20 protein-coding genes are annotated in these 19,264 nt (G+C 34.2%); 15 read left to right on the top strand and 5 right to left on the bottom strand.

What is annotated here, in order from left to right; translation table 11 throughout:
- The first annotated feature begins 25 nt into the window (after window positions 1–25).
- Window positions 26–2,191, top strand: a complete 2,166-nt coding sequence (locus AOB58_RS11210; protein ID WP_021338557.1) for an RNA degradosome polyphosphate kinase — start codon at window positions 26–28, stop codon at window positions 2,189–2,191.
- Window positions 2,192–2,290: 99 nt separating this feature from the next.
- On the opposite strand, the gene AOB58_RS11205 is transcribed toward AOB58_RS11210, so the two are convergent.
- Window positions 2,291–3,154, bottom strand: a complete 864-nt coding sequence (locus tag AOB58_RS11205; protein ID WP_021338558.1) for a hypothetical protein — start codon at window positions 3,152–3,154, stop codon at window positions 2,291–2,293.
- 151 nt (window positions 3,155–3,305) lie between these two features.
- Here AOB58_RS11205 and AOB58_RS11200 point away from each other — a divergent pair, with 151 nt between their 5' ends.
- The 10 genes from AOB58_RS11200 to hisIE all read left to right on the top strand — a co-directional run bounded on the left by AOB58_RS11200 (window position 3,306) and on the right by hisIE (window position 11,792).
- Window positions 3,306–4,607 carry a D-serine ammonia-lyase gene (locus AOB58_RS11200; RefSeq protein WP_021338559.1) on the top strand — a complete coding sequence of 434 codons (1,302 nt, stop codon included), beginning with the start codon at window positions 3,306–3,308 and terminating at the stop codon, window positions 4,605–4,607.
- A gap of 272 nt (window positions 4,608–4,879) precedes the next feature.
- A complete protein-coding gene (locus AOB58_RS11195; RefSeq protein WP_002506735.1) occupies window positions 4,880–5,695 on the top strand; it encodes an ATP phosphoribosyltransferase regulatory subunit in 816 nt (271 codons plus the stop codon).
- Between the two features lie 20 nt (window positions 5,696–5,715).
- Window positions 5,716–6,333 (top strand): ATP phosphoribosyltransferase, encoded by a 618-nt coding sequence (hisG, locus tag AOB58_RS11190; RefSeq protein ID WP_002506734.1) that lies wholly within the window; start codon window positions 5,716–5,718, stop codon window positions 6,331–6,333.
- Window positions 6,323–7,585 (top strand): histidinol dehydrogenase, encoded by a 1,263-nt coding sequence (hisD, locus tag AOB58_RS11185; protein WP_371988347.1) that lies wholly within the window; start codon window positions 6,323–6,325, stop codon window positions 7,583–7,585. The genes hisG and hisD overlap by 11 nt, the downstream gene beginning before the upstream one ends.
- Window positions 7,578–8,582 (top strand): pyridoxal phosphate-dependent aminotransferase, encoded by a 1,005-nt coding sequence (locus AOB58_RS11180; protein ID WP_021338561.1) that lies wholly within the window; start codon window positions 7,578–7,580, stop codon window positions 8,580–8,582. Before hisD ends, AOB58_RS11180 begins: the two co-directional genes overlap by 8 nt.
- Window positions 8,560–9,138, top strand: coding sequence for an imidazoleglycerol-phosphate dehydratase HisB (gene hisB / locus AOB58_RS11175; RefSeq protein ID WP_021338562.1), 579 nt, complete (start codon window positions 8,560–8,562; stop codon window positions 9,136–9,138). Before AOB58_RS11180 ends, hisB begins: the two co-directional genes overlap by 23 nt.
- Entirely contained in the window at window positions 9,135–9,710 is a 576-nt protein-coding gene (gene hisH, locus AOB58_RS11170) for an imidazole glycerol phosphate synthase subunit HisH (RefSeq protein WP_064783443.1), read from the top strand. The genes hisB and hisH overlap by 4 nt, the downstream gene beginning before the upstream one ends.
- Window positions 9,707–10,411, top strand: coding sequence for a 1-(5-phosphoribosyl)-5-((5-phosphoribosylamino)methylideneamino)imidazole-4-carboxamide isomerase (gene hisA, locus AOB58_RS11165; RefSeq protein ID WP_002511518.1), 705 nt, complete (start codon window positions 9,707–9,709; stop codon window positions 10,409–10,411). Before hisH ends, hisA begins: the two co-directional genes overlap by 4 nt.
- Window positions 10,408–11,166, top strand: a complete 759-nt coding sequence (gene hisF, locus AOB58_RS11160) for an imidazole glycerol phosphate synthase subunit HisF (RefSeq protein WP_021338564.1) — start codon at window positions 10,408–10,410, stop codon at window positions 11,164–11,166. Before hisA ends, hisF begins: the two co-directional genes overlap by 4 nt.
- Window positions 11,163–11,792: a bifunctional phosphoribosyl-AMP cyclohydrolase/phosphoribosyl-ATP diphosphatase HisIE gene (gene hisIE / locus AOB58_RS11155; RefSeq protein WP_021338565.1), complete on the top strand. Its 630-nt coding sequence runs from the start codon at window positions 11,163–11,165 to the stop codon at window positions 11,790–11,792. Before hisF ends, hisIE begins: the two co-directional genes overlap by 4 nt.
- 139 nt (window positions 11,793–11,931) lie before the next feature.
- On the opposite strand, the gene AOB58_RS11150 is transcribed toward hisIE, so the two are convergent.
- Entirely contained in the window at window positions 11,932–12,828 is an 897-nt protein-coding gene (locus AOB58_RS11150) for an ABC transporter substrate-binding protein (RefSeq protein WP_159319060.1), read from the bottom strand.
- 198 nt (window positions 12,829–13,026) lie between these two features.
- Here AOB58_RS11150 and AOB58_RS11145 point away from each other — a divergent pair, with 198 nt between their 5' ends.
- Window positions 13,027–13,395 (top strand): VOC family protein, encoded by a 369-nt coding sequence (locus AOB58_RS11145; protein WP_021338567.1) that lies wholly within the window; start codon window positions 13,027–13,029, stop codon window positions 13,393–13,395.
- 320 nt (window positions 13,396–13,715) lie between these two features.
- Here the strand turns inward: AOB58_RS11145 and AOB58_RS11140 are convergent, their stop codons facing one another.
- Both AOB58_RS11140 and AOB58_RS11135 read right to left on the bottom strand, forming a co-directional pair.
- Window positions 13,716–14,216, bottom strand: coding sequence for a GNAT family N-acetyltransferase (locus AOB58_RS11140; protein WP_064783442.1), 501 nt, complete (start codon window positions 14,214–14,216; stop codon window positions 13,716–13,718).
- Between the two features lie 86 nt (window positions 14,217–14,302).
- A complete protein-coding gene (locus AOB58_RS11135) occupies window positions 14,303–15,007 on the bottom strand; it encodes an SDR family oxidoreductase (protein WP_064783441.1) in 705 nt (234 codons plus the stop codon).
- A 187-nt stretch (window positions 15,008–15,194) separates the two neighbouring features.
- Between AOB58_RS11135 and AOB58_RS11130 the strand changes: the two genes are divergently transcribed.
- Window positions 15,195–15,464: a DUF1413 domain-containing protein gene (locus tag AOB58_RS11130; protein WP_002506721.1), complete on the top strand. Its 270-nt coding sequence runs from the start codon at window positions 15,195–15,197 to the stop codon at window positions 15,462–15,464.
- Between the two features lie 242 nt (window positions 15,465–15,706).
- Here the strand turns inward: AOB58_RS11130 and AOB58_RS11125 are convergent, their stop codons facing one another.
- Entirely contained in the window at window positions 15,707–15,892 is a 186-nt protein-coding gene (locus AOB58_RS11125; RefSeq protein WP_002506720.1) for a hypothetical protein, read from the bottom strand.
- Between the two features lie 514 nt (window positions 15,893–16,406).
- On the opposite strand from AOB58_RS11125, the gene AOB58_RS11120 reads away from it, so the two are divergent.
- Both AOB58_RS11120 and AOB58_RS11115 read left to right on the top strand, forming a co-directional pair.
- Window positions 16,407–17,252, top strand: a complete 846-nt coding sequence (locus AOB58_RS11120; protein ID WP_021338569.1) for an HAD hydrolase-like protein — start codon at window positions 16,407–16,409, stop codon at window positions 17,250–17,252.
- A gap of 4 nt (window positions 17,253–17,256) precedes the next feature.
- Entirely contained in the window at window positions 17,257–18,981 is a 1,725-nt protein-coding gene (locus AOB58_RS11115) for a glycoside hydrolase family 3 protein (RefSeq protein WP_021338570.1), read from the top strand.
- Window positions 18,982–19,264 lie beyond the last annotated feature (283 nt).

The following is a 19,264-nucleotide window of genomic DNA, read 5'->3' as shown; positions in this document are numbered from 1 at the left end:
ACTACAACGAGGTGTAATTAGAGTTATGCATAGAAATTTGGGAGCAAAAGATTTGAACTTACCACAATACTACAATAATAGAGAACTCAGTTGGTTAGATTTTAACTATCGCGTATTACAAGAAGCCAATGATAAAAACAATCCATTGCTTGAGCAACTTAATTTTGTTTCGATATTTAGTTCGAATTTAGATGAGTTCTTTATGGTCCGCGTAGCTGGTTTACAAGACCAAGTCAAAATGGGTTATGACAAACCCGAAAATAAAGCCCAATTAACACCAAAACAACAACTTAATCAAATCAATATCAAAAATAAACAAAATGTCGACTTACAATATAAGCGTTATAATGAATTGGTAGAAGATTTACGTCAACATAAAGTTGAAATTGTTCAACCGGATGAATTACCTGAATCGTTATTATCTCAATTAGAAACAGAATTCAAAACTGGTATCTTACCAACATTAACTCCATTAGGGATAGATGCTTATCACCCTTTCCCAAAATTAAATAATAAAAGCCTGAATATCTTTGTTGATATAGATACTGAAGATGCGATTAATTCTGCAATTGTCCAAATACCTTCTTTAATACCTAGGTTTTATTCATTAAATAAAGGCGATACGCAATTCATTATTATGGTAGAGGACATCATTACGCATTTTATTAATGAATTATTTAGCGGATATGAAGTACTAAACACTTTTACGTTTAGAATTACTAGAAATGCTGATTTAACTATACATGAAGACGGTGCGGAAGACCTTCTCATTGAAATTGAAAGGTTTTTAAAGGAACGTAAACGTGGTACTGCTGTACGCTTAGAAGTGGATGGACGATTCGCCACGCATGAAGACATTGTGTGGATTATGAACCAAGTAGAAGTACATGATGATGAGGTTTATTTTGTAGACGGTCCGTTAGATTTAACGATGCTGTCTAACTTAGTTGATCACTTATCTAATAAATTGAAGCACTTAAAATACAAAAAGTATGTGCCACAGACACCACAGTCTTTAGGTAACCATAATGTGTTTGATTTATCGTTGAAAAAAGATATATTCTTCCATCACCCTTTCGAATCGTTTGAGCCCATTGTCGACTTCATACGTGAAGCCGCTGAAGATCCAGATACAATTGCTATTAAACAAACGCTTTATCGTGTCAGTAAAGATTCCCCTATTATTAATAGCTTGAAAACCGCTGCTGAGAATGGGAAACAAGTTACTGTACTTGTTGAGTTAAAAGCACGTTTTGATGAAGAAAATAATGTGCATTGGGCAAGAATGTTGGAAGACGCTGGCTGTCATGTTATATATGGTATGACCCATTTAAAAACGCATAGTAAAATTGCGCTTGTAGTCAAACGTATCAATAATAAACTCACTTCCTTTATTCATCTAGGCACTGGAAACTATAATGATAAAACCGCTAAATTATATACGGACATGGGGCTAATTACTACAAACGATGCAATTGCTGAAGACGCACTAAACTTTTTCAATTATCTTAGTGGTTATTCAGTCAAACCTGTTTATAATAAACTTATTGTTGCACCATTTGATATTAGAGATGTCTTCTTAGCTCGTATAGACAATGAAATTCAAACACATCATGAACATGGTAACGGCAAGATTATAATGAAGATGAACTCTTTAACAGATAAAGATATTATTCTTAAATTATTTGAAGCCTCTTGTGCTGGTGTTAAAGTTCAACTTATTATTCGTGGTATTTGCTGTCTGAAACCAGGTATCCCGGGTATTAGTGAAAATATAGAAGTCGTAAGTATCGTGGGGCGCTTTTTAGAACATTCACGTATTTACTATTTCCACAATAATGGAGATGAAAAAATCTACTTATCTTCTGCAGATGCCATGACACGTAACATGATTAAGCGTGTAGAAATCTTATTTCCTGTTGAAGACAAAGCTATTGCCAAACGTTTATTAGATTATATGAACCTTCAGTTATCTGATAATCAAAAAGGACGTTTTCAAGATTCACATGGACGTTATCATTACATTGAAAATAACTTGTCACCATTAAACTCTCAAGCTTATTTAATGAAGGAAGCAGTGAATTATGGTCAACAACTTCAAGATGAAGTATCGCAACCACAACCTCATGTTGTATCAGCCAATTCACCTCAAGGTTGGTTCTCTAAAATACGTCGCACTTTCAAAAAATAATCCATTACATTAAATATAGCGCTGAATGCTCCGTTTAAAAGTGAGCATCCAGCGCTATTTATTATGTTTTTGTTATACAATAGCTCTTGCCATTATATATTAATAATGCTTCCATACATAATTATAAAGTTTAGACATCACCCACTTGTGTATCGGAGCTTGTGAAACTAAATATACTAGCCAAGGTAATGCGGGTTCATAATGATTTAAACCAATCACGCATCTATAACTCGATGCTGATGTTCTAAATTCGAGCATTCCATCTTTTCCTCCATTGCTACTTACTAGTAAACCGCCTGTTACTTTTAAAATAAAATTGGTTGGTGAGCTGTATGCTTTTTCCATTTTTATTAATGGATATGGTAAAAACTTCAAGCTAATTTCAAAGCGTTTCTCTGTTTGCTTAATTCTAATCCATCCTAAACTACATTCTTTTAAATATTGTTCATACATGTCAACAAGTTGTATGGCATTGATTTCTTTTGTAAGTAACATATGTTGAAATGAATAGACTTTTTTATATTTATCTTGCATTTGTCTCGAACATTTACCTATTCTATTTATAACTTTAGAAACTGACATATCAATTACTTTGACGTTTTGCGAATTAAATATATTTTTAAAATGATTGTTATACTTTTTTTCCACGTTCAATATGTGGAGCTTCTTGTCACTACATGAAGGTAAGGCGTGTAATATATTTTCAATAGCCCACATATGCATACTATGCGAATGTCCTTGTAAATATCCATTGGGAAGTGCTGCTTTATTCGTTATATATATAATATGATGCATTTGTTTTAAAGCACGTTGCAATTCATAAGTTTGGAATACATTTGTTGCCACAAAAACACTCTTCAAATGTACAATATTATTATTTGTATAAACTTCATGATGCTTTTGTAATTTCTTAATTAATTGTTTACCTAAATAACAATTCGCACCAAATATAAACACTTTCATTATTATCGCTCCTATTGACACTCTAGTTGATAATTGATTTGATATTTTTTAAACGACCCATCAAATGATATCATTCGTATCATTCGCATTTTAACACACTATTTTTGCTATAATTAATAAATGAAAGATTTCGTATTATAGGAGGATTTTTATGCTTGAATTAGAAAAATTAAAACAAAATTTCCCTTTAATTAATGATATGCAACAATATAAACCTATCTTTTGGGAAAACCCCAAGTTTCATCAAGTTGAAGCGCTCCCTTTTTCAATAGAAGATATGGAAGACGCAGCATTACGTCTCGAACGATTTAGTAGTTATATACGCAAAGTATTTCCTGAAACAGAGAAAGATCACGGATTAATTGAATCACCATTGAAGCCCATCCCCTTTATGCACAACCACCTTTCTCAAACAGAACAACATGGAGCTAACGGGAAGTTATGGTTGAAATGCGATAGCCATCTTGCTATCTCAGGTTCTATCAAAGCTCGAGGTGGTATTTATGAAGTTCTTAAGCTGGCTGAAACGATAGCAATGAAACATGGTGGTCTCGAATGGACAGATGATTATCGTATTCTAGATGAACCACATTATAAAGAATTATTCAGTAAATATAATGTTTCAGTTGGCTCAACTGGCAACTTAGGTTTAAGCATAGGTATCATGAGTGCCAAACTTGGTTTCAGCGTTACTGTACATATGTCTAGTGATGCTCGTCAATGGAAAAAAGATTTATTACGTGCTCGTGGTGTAGAGGTTGTAGAACATCAATCTGACTACCAATTTGCTGTTGCTGAGGGTAGAAAAAGTGCAGAACATGATGCATCTTGTCACTTTGTTGATGATGAAGGTTCTGCTGATTTATTCTTAGGTTATACTGTAGCTGCATTACGCCTAAGAACACAATTAGATAGTCAAAATATTCAAGTAGATGCTGACCACCCACTTTTCGTCTATTTACCATGTGGCGTTGGTGGTGGCCCTGGTGGTGTTGCTTTTGGATTGAAAAAAGTCTTTGGTGAACACGTTTATTGTATTTTTGCCGAACCGACACATGCACCTTGTATGTTACTAGGAATGATGACGCAATTGCACGATGAGATTTCAGTGACTGATATTGGATTAGACGGACGTACTGATGCAGATGGGCTTGCTGTATCACGCCCTTCCCGTTTAGTCGGTCAAATAATGAACACACTTTTATATGGCGCATTTACAGTTGATGATAAACAAATGTATCGCTACTTATATATGTTAAGTGAGAAAGAAGATATCTTTATCGAACCATCTGCCGCTTCAGGTTTTGCTGGCCTTACTGAAGCTACAAAACACGCTAAAAATAAAGGAATTCATATAGAAAATGCCAACCATATCGTGTGGGCTACTGGTGGAAATATGGTGCCAAAAGACGAAATGATGAAATATGTGACTTACGGTCACAGTTTAACTTAGTATGTTGAATTGTCAGTAGTTGGCTCATCTTTAGTCAGCCTATCTGGGAGTGAGACAGAAATCTAATTTCAATTTTTGATTTCTGTCTCGCTCTTTTTTAATCATTTTCTTCCACTTCTTTAATAAGAAACTTTTAGTTATCTAAGTTAAATCTAATATCTATTTTCAGAATATTTATTGAATTTAAAAAATAACTATGTTAAAGTATTCTTTATCAATCCACTTTAGTTCGGTAGAGTAACAAAGTAAAAAAGACAAAGGATGGTCATATTATGAATACAACGACACTTATTAACAACAAAGAATTTGAATTAGCCTTTTTAAAACATTTTCAGCAAGCTGAATTCAAACTCGTAGATTTCAGTTTTATCGAATCACTGTCATGGCAAACCCTTACAACAGACGATTTGCAGCAAATGACTGAGCGCAGTTTCTGGCAACATGACCATCATATCTTTGCATTACGCAATGATTTTACCGATCAATTATTACGTTATTACAGTAATTATCCACCACAATATCAAAGTGTTGCCTACACTGGCCCTATTGTTCGTGATAATGAAGTTTATACTCAACTAGGCATCGAACATTACAATCCAACAATTACAGACATGCAAAACGACTTCATCACCTTTTATGACTACATCAAAACAACATTAAATGATGATATTGATTTTGTGATTTTAGGTCATTATCAACTGATAGATTTACTTTTATCGCCTAAAGAACAAACTGAAGATGTATTGAAACTCATACAGGAACGTAATATTTCAGAACTTACATCTCAATTAGGTATAGCGCATCCCGTTGTTCAACTACTCACTACCAAGACCACAGAACAACTTGATTTATTAAGTCAGCTATTTCCACATGATCATCGAACAATACAGGCATTACGCCGATGGGAACAATGGTTTAAATCTCAAGATATTACTAATATTCACTTAGATATCACGCCACAACCACCACGTTCTTATTACAAAGGTGCTTTTATGAGATGTCATCTTAAAAATAATAAATCACAACAACTTACAGGTGGTTTTTACAAAGGTGAATTAGAAGGCTTTGGACTTGGTTTTATACTTTAATCAAAAAGGGAGAGAACATCATGCTTACTGTAGCTTTAGCGAAAGGAAGATTACTAAAAAGCTTCATTGCTTATTTGAATGAAGTAAATGAACAAGAACTTGTACGCGCATTGGAACAGAGAGAGCGTCAGTTACTCATCTCTGTAGGAGAAATCCAATTTGTTTTAGTTAAAGGGAGCGATGTACCTATTTATGTCGAACAAGGTGTTGCAGATGTAGGCATCGTAGGTAGTGACATTTTAGAAGAAGGTAATTACACAATCAATAATTTACTTGATTTGCCTTTTGGTGCTTGTCACTTTGCATTAGCAGCTAAACCAGATACAACAACTTTTACGAAGGTAGCTACCTCTTATACTAAAACAGCTAGAAAATATTTTGAAGCTCAAGGATTAGACGTAGAATTAGTAAAACTATCTGGTTCTATCGAATTGGCATGTTTAGTCGATATGGTCGATGGTATTGTAGATATCGTCCAAACAGGCACCACTTTAAAATCGAATGGCCTAGTTGAAAAAGATACAATTAAAAACATTAATGCCAAATTAATTACAAATAAACAATCTTATTTTAAAAAATCAGCCGAAATAGATGATTTTATACAAACATTGGAGGTGTCTCTCATTGATTATAAATAAAGCTTCATTTTTAAAGAACTATTTAAATCAATCCGCATTAAATGAAGGGTTATATCCTCTAGTTAAGGATATTTGTGACAATGTAAAGCTTCAAGGTGACCAAGCTTTAAAAGCTTATAACCAACAACTTGATCATGTAGAGACATCAGAACTTGAAATTCCTTATGAAGTTTTAGAAACGGCTTATAATCGCATTGACGATACATTACGTGATGCACTTCAGCAAAGTCACTCACGTATTAAAGCTTATCAAACTTCTATTAAATCTACAGCACAACAAGGTACAAATGAATGTTATGAAATGTATCATCCATTAGAACAGGTCGGTGTATATGTACCGGGCGGTAAAGCAAGCTATCCTTCAACTGTGTTAATGACTGTCACATTAGCTAAGGTAGCTGGTGTTAAAAATATTTTTGTTGTCACACCACCGCAAGCCCGAGGATTACCTGATATTGTTTTAGCAGCTTGCTATATTGCAGGGGTCGATAGAGTATTCCAGGTTGGAGGCGCACAAAGTATCGCAGCGCTTGCTTATGGTACAGAAACAATTCCAAAAGTAGATAAAATTGTAGGTCCCGGCAATCAGTATGTTGCTTACGCAAAAAAATACCTCTTCGGTCAAGTAGGTATTGATCAAATTGCTGGTCCAAGTGAAATCGCCTTAATCATAGATGAGACGGCTGATTTAGATGCTGTAACTTACGATGTATTTGCTCAAGCAGAACATGATGAACTTGCGAGAACGTTTGTGATTAGTGAAAATAAAGCGTTATTACAACAACTCGAACAACGCATCCAACAAACTTTAAGCCAAATAGAACGTCAACCTATCGTTGAAGCAAGCTTAACAAACAATCATTTTTTAATTTCAGTAGATAATTTTAATGAAGCATGTGATTTAATGAATCAAATCGCCCCAGAACACGCATCAATTCAAACAGCTTCACCACGTGATTATCTAAATCATGTGCGTTATGTGGGCGCACTATTCTTAGGACATTATTCTCCAGAAGTTATCGGTGATTATGTAGCGGGACCGAGTCATGTCTTACCGACCAATCAAACTGCGAGATTTACCAATGGTCTATCCGTTAATGACTTTTTAACACGTCATTCTGTGATTGATTTATCTGAAGCTACATTTGAAAAAATTGAGGGTTCTGCACGTAAGCTCGCTCATACAGAACAACTTTTTAACCATGAACAATCTATAGAAATCAGATCACCAAAGGAGCCACGTAATGATTAGAATCAACAAAAATGAAAGTCCACTTCGTCCATTATCTGATTCACAATTGGCAACAATTATTCAAGAAGCAACATTTAATTTCTATCCAGATGACGAGTATGAACGTTTTAAAGCAGCTTACGCAAATTATTATAATCTTTCAGCTGAGCAAATTATTGCAGGTAATGGTTCTGATGAATTAATTCAAAAATTAATGCTGATTATGCCAGAAGGCCCAGCACTTACATTGAACCCAGATTTTTTCATGTATCAAGCCTATGCTTATCAAGTTGATCGCCCAATTGAATTTGTAAATGCTGAACCAGATTTATCATTCGATTTGGAACGCATTTTGCAACGTATAGATGAAGTTCAGCCAGCGTTCTTTATCATGAGTAATCCGCACAATCCGTCAGGCAAGCAATATAGCCTGACGTTCTTAAAAGCAATTGGAGATAAAATGAAAACATTAGGTGGTTATTTCATCATAGATGAGGCTTATTTAGATTTTGGTAATACTTATCAAATAGAAATGCAGCCCCACATTTTACAAATGCGTACACTTTCAAAAGCATTTGGCATCGCTGGCTTAAGATTAGGCATGCTTATTAGTACGCCCGAAACAATACAAGAAATTAAAAGGATTGAACACCCTTACCCATTAAACACAATTACATTGCATATTGCTTTATATATGTTTGAACATACAGAAATGCTGAACAATTTTATAAATCATCAAAGACAACTTACTATAAAATTACGCAATATGTTTGATGACTTAGTATCAGATATCATGGTCGTATTTCCTTCCTCGACGAACTTTGTTTTAACAAAAGGAACTGCAGCACAAAGTTTGGGCGCATTTATTAAAGCGCACGGTTTCCTACCTAGAGTCTATGACGAAAACGAAATGGCTGATTATGTTCGTTATTCTATAGCTACAGATGAACAGTTAGATGAATTAGCAGCAATCATTAAAAATTGGAGGTCTCAATATGATTTATCAAAAAACACGTAACACTGCCGAAACACAATTAAGTATTTCACTTGCAGATGATCAACGTACAAGCAAAATTGATACGGGTGTGGGTTTTCTAGATCATATGCTTACCCTCTTTACTTTTCACAGCAAATTGTCAATTACAGTAGAAGCGAATGGTGATACGGAAGTCGATGATCACCATGTGACTGAAGATATTGGTATCGTACTTGGTCAATTATTATTAGAATTAGTTAAAGAACGCAAAAGCTTTCAACGCTATGGCGTAAGTTATATTCCTATGGATGAAACACTTGCACGCTCAGTTGTAGATATCAGCGGCCGTCCGTATTTATCATTTAATGCAGACTTTAGTAAAGAAAAAGTAGGTACTTTTGATACGGAACTTGTAGATGAATTCTTTCGTGCATTAGTGATTAATGCACGATTAACAACACATATCGATTTATTACGTGGCGGTAATACGCACCATGAGATTGAAGGCATATTCAAATCATTTGCACGTGCACTAAAAGAAGCTTTAGCAAGTAACGATTCAGAAGGCATTCCCTCTTCTAAGGGTGTGATTGAATGATTGCTATCATAGACTACGGTCTAGGAAATATTAAAAATGTACAACGTGCAGTCGAACATTTAGGCTATAAAACGATACTAACAGATAAGCAAAGTGAAATAGAAGCTGCAGATATCATCATATTACCTGGTGTGGGTCATTTTAAAGACGCAATGCAAGCGATACAAACACGTGACTTAGCATCAGTGCTACAGTCAATTACAGATAAACCGATTATAGGTATCTGTCTTGGTATGCAACTCTTATACGATTGGAGTGCAGAAGGAAATGTCGAAGGTTTAAAACTTTTCCCGGGAAATATTGTTCCAATCGAAACACACTATCCTGTACCTCATTTAGGCTGGAATAATTTAATTAGCAACCACCCTCAATTGGCACAAGATGTATATTTCGTACATTCATATCAAGCTGAAATGTCTGAACATGTCGTTGCTTTCGCTGAATACGGTGATCCAATTCCAGCAATTGTTCAATATAAACACTACATCGGCATTCAATTTCACCCAGAAAAAAGTGGAGCCGATGGATTAACAATACTCAACCAAGCATTGAAAGGCGGTTTCTTATTATGATTAAACTCTGGCCAGCAATTGATTTAATCAATGCTACAAGTGTACGACTAACTGAAGGTAAATATGATTCAGAAGAAAAAATGCCACGTAGCGCTGAAGAAAGCATCAAATTTTATAACCAGTTTAAGTGTGTTGATCGTATTCACATTGTCGATTTAATCGGCGCAAAACAACAATCATCTATTGAAAGAAATTATATAAAAGAGTTACGACAACTTACTGACAAATCAATGGAAGTTGGTGGCGGTATTAGAAGTATCGACACAATAGAAGCCTATTTCAATGACGGTATTGATTATTGTATTGTAGGTACCAAAGGTATTCAGGATTTAGCATGGTTAGAGCAAATGGCAAATCAGTATCCAAATCGTATATACATTTCTGTTGATGCTTATCGTCGTGATGTAAAAATCAATGGTTGGGAACAAGACGCTCAACTAGATTTATTTGATTTAGTTAACGAAATTGAACGCTTCCCACTTGGTGGTATTATTTATACAGATATTTCTAAAGATGGTCGATTGGAAGGACCTAACTTTGAAATAACAGGACAATTAGTAGCAGCGTCTGATAAACAAATTATCGCTTCAGGTGGTATACGAAACCAACAAGACTTAACACAGTTAGAATCACTAGGCGTCTATGCTGCAATCGTCGGTAAAGCAGCGCACAATGCTGATTTTTGGGAGGGATTATCATGATTAAAAAGAGAATTATCCCCTGTTTAGATGTAAAAGATGGTCGCGTAGTTAAAGGGATTCAATTTAAAGGGTTACGCGATATTGGTAATCCAGTAGACTATGCGCTTTATTACAATGACCAAGGTGCAGATGAACTCGTCTTTTTAGATATTTCTCGAACTGAAGCTGGTCACGATCTCGTACTTGATGTCATTGAGGAAACTGCCGGAAAATTATTTATTCCACTTACGGTTGGCGGCGGTATTGCTACTTTAGATGATATATCGCAACTACTTAACCATGGTGCAGACAAAGTTTCACTGAATTCAAGCGCACTTAAAAATCCAGAGTTCATTCAACAAGCAAGTGAAAAATTTGGAAGTCAGTGCATTTGTATCGCTATTGATAGCAATTATGATGACGAACTGAAAGACTACTATTGCTATACTCACGGTGGTAAACAACGTACTGATAAACGTGTATATGATTGGGTCCAAGAAGTAGAAGCATTAGGCGCAGGTGAACTACTCATCACAAGCATGACTCACGATGGTATGAAACAAGGCTTTGATGTGAAACATTTACATGATATTGAACAACTTGTAAATATTCCTGTCATCGCTTCAGGTGGTGGCGGAAAACCAGATCACTTTGTTGATTTATTTAAACAAACAGATGTCTCTGCAGGCCTCGCAGCAAGTATATTACACGATAAAGAAACCACTGTAGATGAAATAAAACAAACAATGGCACAAGGAGGTATTCCCATTAGATGACACAAAAACCTGATTTTAGTAAAGGACTCTTACCAGCAATTTTGCAAGATGTTGATACAAAACAAGTGCTCATGCTTGGCTATATGAACGAAGCAGCATATAACAAAACATTAGCAGATGGCATTGTTTGTTTCTATTCTCGCTCTAAAGAACGTTTGTGGACCAAAGGCGAGTCTTCTGGCCACACGCAAGTAGTTAAAAACATTCATTTAGACTGCGATCAAGATACACTACTCATCGATGTTGTGCCAAATGGTCCAACTTGTCATACTGGGAGCCAAAGTTGCTTTAATACCGACGTTCCTTTTAATATCCAACAATTAGAACAAACTGTAACTTCAAGTGCACAATCTAATAAAGAGAACTCATATACACAATATTTGTTAAATGAAGGTCTTGAAAAAATCACCAAAAAATTTGGAGAAGAATCGTTTGAAGTTGTTATTGGCGCGATGAAGTCTGACCGTAATGAAGTGACAAATGAAACTGCAGATTTAATGTATCATCTATTCGTATTATTACATGCTTTAGATATTAAATTTGAAGACATCGAAGCTGTATTAGCACAACGTCATCAGACCTCAAATAACTTCAAAGGCGAACGTAATGATATAGACAATTGGTAAAATTAACAATTGCTTTACTACGATGTGAATCCTTTTTAATTTTGCTAACATAGCAAGATGATTGCTATCAGTCGATTTTAAATCATAAAAAAGAGAGCGAAAATCAAAATTTGATTTCCGCTCTCTTTTACTTTATATTTTATCTGTTTTTCAAAAGTTCTTTTTTGAAAAATTCTGCTTGTTTTTCTACTGAGATCAAATCAGCATAAATGGCTTCATCCATTGAATAATAGATCACATTGCCATTTTGTACAGCTTCATTATTATGCCATATGTTCGATTTAACAAATTCATTGTTCACTTTCCCACCATCTTTTGTTGGTAAGAGTAAGTAATCACCTGAATAGTCATTGAATTTTTCTTTAGGTACTTTCATGAATTTTTCTTTTGGCATTGCTTCCTTAGCTTCGGGATCTTCTTTTAGTTTAAACCCTTCGTAAATTGCTTCACTGCCTCGTCCAAATCTAGGTCCAAATTGATAAATATCTTTTGCTTGAATATCCATAATTGAAAAAGTTTTATCTTCCCCAATGGCTTTTTTAATTTCTTCACCATCTTTTGCTAACTTTTTAGATAGTTCATCAGCTTGTTTCTTAGCTTTGCTTTCTTTGTTTACTAACTTACCAATTTCAATATGAGTATCTTTATAGTCCATATTTTGTACTTTTATAGGTACTGTTGGCGCTATTTTAGATAATTTTTTATTATTTTTATTTTCTTTATATGTAATAATCAAATCTGGTTTCAACTTAGCAACAGCTTCTACATTTTCTGGATTAATTTTCTTAACTTCCCCCATGTCTAAATACTTAGAGTCTGGATATACATTCGTAATACCAACAGGTTTAACACCTAGTTTTTTTAAGTTCCCGTAATTTGCTGTTAAAACTAAGACTCTCTTCGGATTTTTAGGTATTTTAACTTTACTACCATCCTCAGTAGTATAAGATTTCGTATCCTTATCATCTTTTGCATCTGATTTATTAGATTCATTGCCACTACTACATGCCGCTAAAAATATTATAAAACATAACATTAAACATAGTATTTTTTTCAAATTAATAACCTCTCCCATTGTATAATACCTTCATTATAATTGAAATTGATTATCAATTGCAATTTAATTATACTTTTACAAGAAATAAATATATACTTTATTTAATAAGATAAATAAAATTACTGCTCTTTTAATTATCTTTTGATATTATAAAATTATATTAGGGAGATGACTGAAATGGAAAATTACTTTTTAGGAATTGATCATGTACAAGTTGCTGCCCCGGCCAATCGTGAATCAGAAGCTCGTGAATTTTATTCAGAAACACTTGGATTCAAAGAAATTACCAAACCTGCTAACTTAGCCTTAAATGGTGGCGTGTGGTTTCAAGTCGGTCACCAACAACTACATGTTGGTGTTGAAGATGACTTTTCACCGGCTAAAAAAGCACATCCTGCTTTTCTCGTTCATAACGCTACTGACGTAAGAAAATTACTTGAATTTAAAGCAATTGAAATTATATATGGGGATGAACTCGAAGGTGCAGATCGTTTTTATATTTATGATCCATTCGGCAACCGAATTGAAATTATTGAATGGTTATAATTTAGTGTGTTTATTAAAGTCCTTAAAAATACGCCTTGCACATAATCATTTATGTACGAGGCGTTTATTAGCTAATTTTTGCAATTATAATTGTTCATCTATCAATATTAACGCAATTTCTATTGCTTGAATTCTATTTTTTAATAATGTCGTTCGACTATTTGGATTTCCTTTTTGTTCTAATTGCGTCAGCGATTTTTAACATTTTGTTAAAAGCGAGCGTATTTGTGCCCTACATAGATGTAATTCTGTTTTGGTATACTGTTCCATTATTATTTTCTCCCAATGCTGACTTACTAATCACAATGTTTATAATCAGCTTAAAGTTCTAAACACATTAAGTCCTCATCATAGTAAACAGTTCCATCGTATAGTGCTTTCGGTTCAGTTCCATAACGTTTAAATCCTAACTTTTCATATAAACTAATTGCACGTTTATTTTCACTAAGCACGCATAAATTGATTGTTTTTATTGTATTTTGTTCAACCACATAATCAACGATTTGTTGGATTAGTTGCTCAGCTATACCTTGTCGTCTATATCGTGGGTGACAATATACCGAAACTAAATTACCTTTATGCTTTATTTTTTCTAAAGTCTCACTATAAAACGTCGCAATACAAACCAGTGTTGCTTCATCAAAAGCCCCTACAGTAAAATGAGTAGCACTATTTTCTAACCTCACTTTGAATTTCTCAATCGAAAATTCAATCTCTCTATCATATGTAGAAGCAAAGCCATTAGGATCTGTCTGGAGTGAACTGAGTCTTAGTAATCGATACTGTGATACATCAGCTTCACTTAAATATCTAAAGTCCATTTAATCACGCCTTTCAGTCTATCGCTATAACTATCATTATAGACCCCTATCTCTGCTTGAATTTAGGGGTCTACACTTATATTCTTCTAAACTGGTCGTACAGTTACTTCGTTCACATTGACATGACTTGGTTGTTGTAATGCATATATAGCTGCTTCTGCAATATCTTCAGGGTCTAATTTTTTACGTTCTCCCCAATCCGTTGCTCCACTTAAAGGCGTATCAACCATTCCTGGTGAAATACTCGTTGCCCTAACGCCTGTCTTAGCCAATTCTTTTTCTAAGCCTTGTGTTATCGCATGTACAGCTGCTTTTGACGCACTATATAATGTACTTTTTTTCGTTACTTCAAATCCAGAGATAGAAGCTATATTTATAATATGACCACTTGATTGATTTAAAAATGTTGGTAGCACTGCATTTATGCCATAAAGTGTTCCTTTAACATTCACATCAATCATTGCATCCCACGCTTCTACATCACCATCTGTAATTGCTGAAGACAGCATTTGACCAGCACTATTGATTAATATATCTACACGACCATATTTGTCTTTCGCCGTTTGGACTAAGCGCTCAACATCTTGTTTGTCTGTAATATGCACTGCTAATGTCTCAACGTCAGCATTGCCTGCTTTTTGAATACGTTGGGCAGTATCATTTAAACGTGATTCATTACGCCCTGACAATACCACTTTCACTCCATGACTTGAAAGTACTTGCGCAATACTTGCACCAATCCCACTACTTGCTCCTGTAACAATTGCAACTTTATTTTTTAATTCAACCATTTATAACTTCCTCTCTTTATAATGTAGGTAAATCTTTCCTTATATTTTCACATTGTATCATGCAGTTATAAGGATAAATAAATAATTGAATTTGGGTTATCTTGTCAGAATACATATTTCATTATAAAGTAGGTGTATATAATAAATATAAGTAGCAATATGTTCGATGCTTAAAGGAGGATGGCTCATGAATTTTGAAGAACGCTTAGCTAAGTTACGTGAAACGATTGGTAAAACAAGCTTTGATTTTCGATTTGAATCATTATTTGATAAAGAAGAATGGATTAATATGAACATACCACAGCGTAAACAATTAGAACGTGAATTTCATAAATTTATAGAACAAAACGACCATTTACGTATACCTTACACTACCGAAGACCATATTCGTATGCGCTTGTATAATTTAGTTTATGATTACAATGAAATTAAACATAATTTTAAGTCCTATATTTGATTCCTTCATACTAAGATAACGTTTGAGTATGCATTTTATATACAATACAAAAGCCTATACTACTGGATGAACAGTAAGTATAGGCTTTTTTAAGCTTCTAACGGACGAACGGTAAATCATGAAAGTTGATACTGTGGAGAAAACCATGTTAGAAGCTGGCTAATACCTTTCATTATTGCACAGTTATAACGAGAGGTATTACTCAACGCCATAATCACTCGATGCACACAGTGTATAAATCATTAGCTAGCTACTTTTTTTGCAAGTCCATAATTGTATAATTTCTCTGCATCAACGTAAGCTATATAATCAATACTTCTGTATCCATCTTTAATATCATTGATAATACCTTGGTTTACACCGGTATGAGTGTAAATATCATAACTACTTTCATTTGAAAAAATAACTTCCTCAATTACTTTTCTCATTATAATCACTCCGTATTTTTACTTTCGCTAAGCTTTTCTATCTTCTACACTTTCATCATAATAGATAGTAACTTGATTTGAAAGCATTTTGTGATTATTTTCACAAAATCATCACCTTTAAGCTTTTTCTATTTATTAAAATCGTTTATTAATTGACTTCTCAAATTAATTGAAGTGATTTCTTTATTTTTATGTTGTTGAAAGTATTCTTATATTATTATTTTTATAGAAATACATAAGCTATGAGTTCCTCATTACGTTCTTTCACAAACATATTTTTTATTAAAAGAATAACCTTTTTGTTAAAATTCCTCCTTAAACTAAACATTTTGTGAAAGTTATCACATTATTCCGTGAAATAATGTGGTATTTTTGCTTTGAGCGTGATAATTTTAATAGTGTAATGTAAGCGCTTCATAAAATTCTCTACGCTTAGACTAACAATACTTTAACTATTTATTCATAATGTTTAGATAGCTATAAATAAAAATTATTTTTGAAAGGAGCATTTAATATGATCGAAACTTTATCACAATATCAACCTAAATTTAAAAAATTGATTTGTGTTGATTCAGATGGTTGTGCCATTGATTCAATGACAATTAAACACGAACGCGCTTTTGGCCCTGCGCTTGTAAATGAATGGCAACTTGATGATATCAAAGAAGCTGTGTTACAGCGTTGGAATGCTTTTAATTTGTATGAAATAACAAGAGGGATCAATCGTTTTAAAGGCCTCGAAAAAATGTTAAGCGAACTTGTAGCAAAGGGATTAAACATTGAAGGTTATGAAGATATAAAGCATTGGGTTCAAACCACTGCATCTTTTTCCAATCCGGCTCTAGAACAAGCAATACAAGCCTCTCCTGAAAAGTTAGGCTTACAAAAAGCACTGGCATGGTCGCACAGTGTAAATGACCACATCAAGAATTTACCTAGTATTGGTCCTTTCGACCATGTCCAACGTACGTTGAAAAATGCCTCAACGTTTGCAGATATTGCAATCGTATCTTCCGCAAATTTATCCGCAGTTGCTTATGAATGGGAAACATATCACCTTACACCCTATTTGAATGGCATGTTTGCTCAAGAAGCTGGTACTAAAGAATACTGTTTAGAACAATTGAAACAATATTACAATACCGAAGACATCATCATGTTAGGTGATGCTATGGGTGACATGGATGCTGCAAAATCGCATGATATTTATTTTTATCCTATTTTAGCAGGACATGAAAATCAATCATGGTTAGATTTTGATAATAAATATTTAAAATTATTTAAAGAAGGTCGATTCAATCAAGACATTCAATCATCCTTAACTACTATATTTTATAATAATTTCGAAGGAGAGAACTAAATTTATGGCAAAAGTAAATTTAAAAGCAACACCTTATAATTTAGATGACGAACAAATTTTATGGGTAGAGCGTACACTTGGCAGTTTGACAGACGAAGAAAAAATTGGACAACTCTTTTTTAATTTATTTTCTTTAGAAGGCGGTAAGAAGTTTCATGATGCTGACTTAACAAATAAAGAAGTCTTAGAACGTTTCCACATTGGTGGCGCACGTTATGAGGGCGGGAATAAAGAAGATGTACAAAATTTACTCAATGATTTACAAAAACACGCAAAAGTTCCAGTCTTAGTAGCCGCAAACTGTGATTCAGGTGGTAACGGCGCTTGTAAAGATGGTACCTACATCGCAAGTGCTGCTCAATGTGAAGCAGCACAAGACACAAAAGTAGCTTATAATGCTGGCCTCGTATCAGCACGTGAATCTTCTGCTTTAGGCGTACATATTAATTTCGATCCATGTGTAGACATTTTGCAAAATTGGCGAAATACAATAGTGAACACACGTGCTTATGGTACAAATGCAGAAACAGTTATAAAATATTCTAGCGCTTTTATAGATGGATTTAACTCTGAACGTGACATGATTACTTGTATCAAACACTTCCCAGGAGATGGTACTGAAGAACGTGACCAACATCTCGTACTTGGTGTAAATGAACTCTCAACACAAGAATGGGATGATAGTTTCGGAAAAGTTTATCAGCATCATATCGATCGTGGTGTTCAAATGATTATGGCAGGTCATATTGCACAACCCGCTTATTCTAAAAAATTAAATCCAGCGCTTGAAGATAAAGATATCTTACCTGCTACACTTGCACCCGAATTAATTACAGGCTTATTAAAAGAAGACTTAAACTTTAATGGATTAGTTGTTACTGATGCCAGCCATATGTTAGGTATGACCGCTGCAATGCGTCGTGAAGACTATGTGCCACAATCTATAGCTGCCGGCTGTGATATGTTCTTATTCTTCAATGATTTAGAAGAAGATTATCAATTTATGTTAAATGGTTATAGAAATGGTGTTATCACTGAGGAGCGTTTAAATGATGCTGTACGTCGTATTTTAGGACTTAAAGCTCAAATGAATTTGCATAAACAACAAGCAGAGGGTACACTAATCCGCCCACAAGAAGATTTAGCTATTATTGGTTGTGATGAGCATTTAGCAATGCGTACTGAAGCTGCTGACTTAGGTATCACTTTAGTTAAAAACACTTTAGATCAATTACCGATTCGACCTGAAACGCATAAGAATATTCAGTTATATATTATAGAAGGTGAAAAAGATGGGATCTATAAATCTGCAAACAATGTAGAAGAAGATATTATTCAAGAATTAGAATCACGTGGTTTCCATGTGACATTGAATGATGGTTCTACACGAGTTAAAGGTAAAACGTTAGAGTATCGTGAAAAAGTAGATGCAGCACTTGTCTTTGCTAATATTATTGGTTACGCAGCTGAAAATAATTACCGTATTAAATGGGGTACTGCCATGAGTAATGAAATTCCTTGGTATGTGCATGAAGTCCCAACAGTATTCGTTTCTTTAAACTTCACAACTCATTTGCACGATGCGACAATGGTCAAAGCTTATATCAATGCCTACCATTCAAACCCAGAAACAATCAAACAAACAGTAGATAAAATCATGGGTGAAAGTGAATTCAAAGGTACTCATAACGACTTAGTTTGGACAGATAAATGGCAAGCAAAATTATAATATTAAGTAAGTTTTCTATATTAGATTGTTGAAACATTTTTAAGAACATAAATACTTATCAACGACTAAAAGGGATTTTCCACTTATGGAAAACCCTTTTTATATTTGTCGTTACAGTCGTTACCTTTATTTGCATTTTCAATCATGTTTTACAACGAACCAGCCTCAACTAGTAGTCCTCGGCTAGTGTTTTATTAACTCGTCAGGAGTCGCCCTAAACTACTACCACTTTTCAAACAACATAGGATATAACTTAAAAAGTGATAGTGTTTATAATATTAAT

Source organism: Staphylococcus sp. AntiMn-1, assembly GCF_001663395.1.
GTDB classification, from domain to species: domain Bacteria; phylum Bacillota; class Bacilli; order Staphylococcales; family Staphylococcaceae; genus Staphylococcus; species Staphylococcus equorum.
The sequence above is the reverse complement of the archived record's forward strand: the minus strand, read 5'-3'. Positions and strand labels throughout refer to the sequence as shown.

Excerpts from the sequence above, each read along its gene's own strand:
- AOB58_RS11200 (WP_021338559.1), top strand. The coding sequence starts at position 3,306 with ATGCTTGAATTAGAAAAATTAAAACAAAATTTCCCTTTAATTAATGAT.
- AOB58_RS11130 (WP_002506721.1), top strand. The coding sequence starts at position 15,195 with ATGAATTTTGAAGAACGCTTAGCTAAGTTACGTGAAACGATTGGTAAA.
- hisH (WP_064783443.1), top strand. The coding sequence starts at position 9,135 with ATGATTGCTATCATAGACTACGGTCTAGGAAATATTAAAAATGTACAA.
- hisG (WP_002506734.1), top strand. The coding sequence starts at position 5,716 with ATGCTTACTGTAGCTTTAGCGAAAGGAAGATTACTAAAAAGCTTCATT.
- AOB58_RS11115 (WP_021338570.1), top strand. The coding sequence starts at position 17,257 with ATGGCAAAAGTAAATTTAAAAGCAACACCTTATAATTTAGATGACGAA.
- hisIE (WP_021338565.1), top strand. The coding sequence starts at position 11,163 with ATGACACAAAAACCTGATTTTAGTAAAGGACTCTTACCAGCAATTTTG.
- AOB58_RS11150 (WP_159319060.1), bottom strand. The coding sequence starts at position 12,828 with ATGTTATGTTTTATAATATTTTTAGCGGCATGTAGTAGTGGCAATGAA.
- AOB58_RS11210 (WP_021338557.1), top strand. The coding sequence starts at position 26 with ATGCATAGAAATTTGGGAGCAAAAGATTTGAACTTACCACAATACTAC.
- AOB58_RS11135 (WP_064783441.1), bottom strand. The coding sequence starts at position 15,007 with ATGGTTGAATTAAAAAATAAAGTTGCAATTGTTACAGGAGCAAGTAGT.
- hisB (WP_021338562.1), top strand. The coding sequence starts at position 8,560 with ATGATTTATCAAAAAACACGTAACACTGCCGAAACACAATTAAGTATT.
- AOB58_RS11145 (WP_021338567.1), top strand. The coding sequence starts at position 13,027 with ATGGAAAATTACTTTTTAGGAATTGATCATGTACAAGTTGCTGCCCCG.
- AOB58_RS11195 (WP_002506735.1), top strand. The coding sequence starts at position 4,880 with ATGAATACAACGACACTTATTAACAACAAAGAATTTGAATTAGCCTTT.
- AOB58_RS11120 (WP_021338569.1), top strand. The coding sequence starts at position 16,407 with ATGATCGAAACTTTATCACAATATCAACCTAAATTTAAAAAATTGATT.
- hisF (WP_021338564.1), top strand. The coding sequence starts at position 10,408 with ATGATTAAAAAGAGAATTATCCCCTGTTTAGATGTAAAAGATGGTCGC.
- AOB58_RS11140 (WP_064783442.1), bottom strand. The coding sequence starts at position 14,216 with ATGGACTTTAGATATTTAAGTGAAGCTGATGTATCACAGTATCGATTA.
- AOB58_RS11125 (WP_002506720.1), bottom strand. The coding sequence starts at position 15,892 with ATGAGAAAAGTAATTGAGGAAGTTATTTTTTCAAATGAAAGTAGTTAT.
- AOB58_RS11205 (WP_021338558.1), bottom strand. The coding sequence starts at position 3,154 with ATGAAAGTGTTTATATTTGGTGCGAATTGTTATTTAGGTAAACAATTA.
- hisA (WP_002511518.1), top strand. The coding sequence starts at position 9,707 with ATGATTAAACTCTGGCCAGCAATTGATTTAATCAATGCTACAAGTGTA.
- AOB58_RS11180 (WP_021338561.1), top strand. The coding sequence starts at position 7,578 with ATGATTAGAATCAACAAAAATGAAAGTCCACTTCGTCCATTATCTGAT.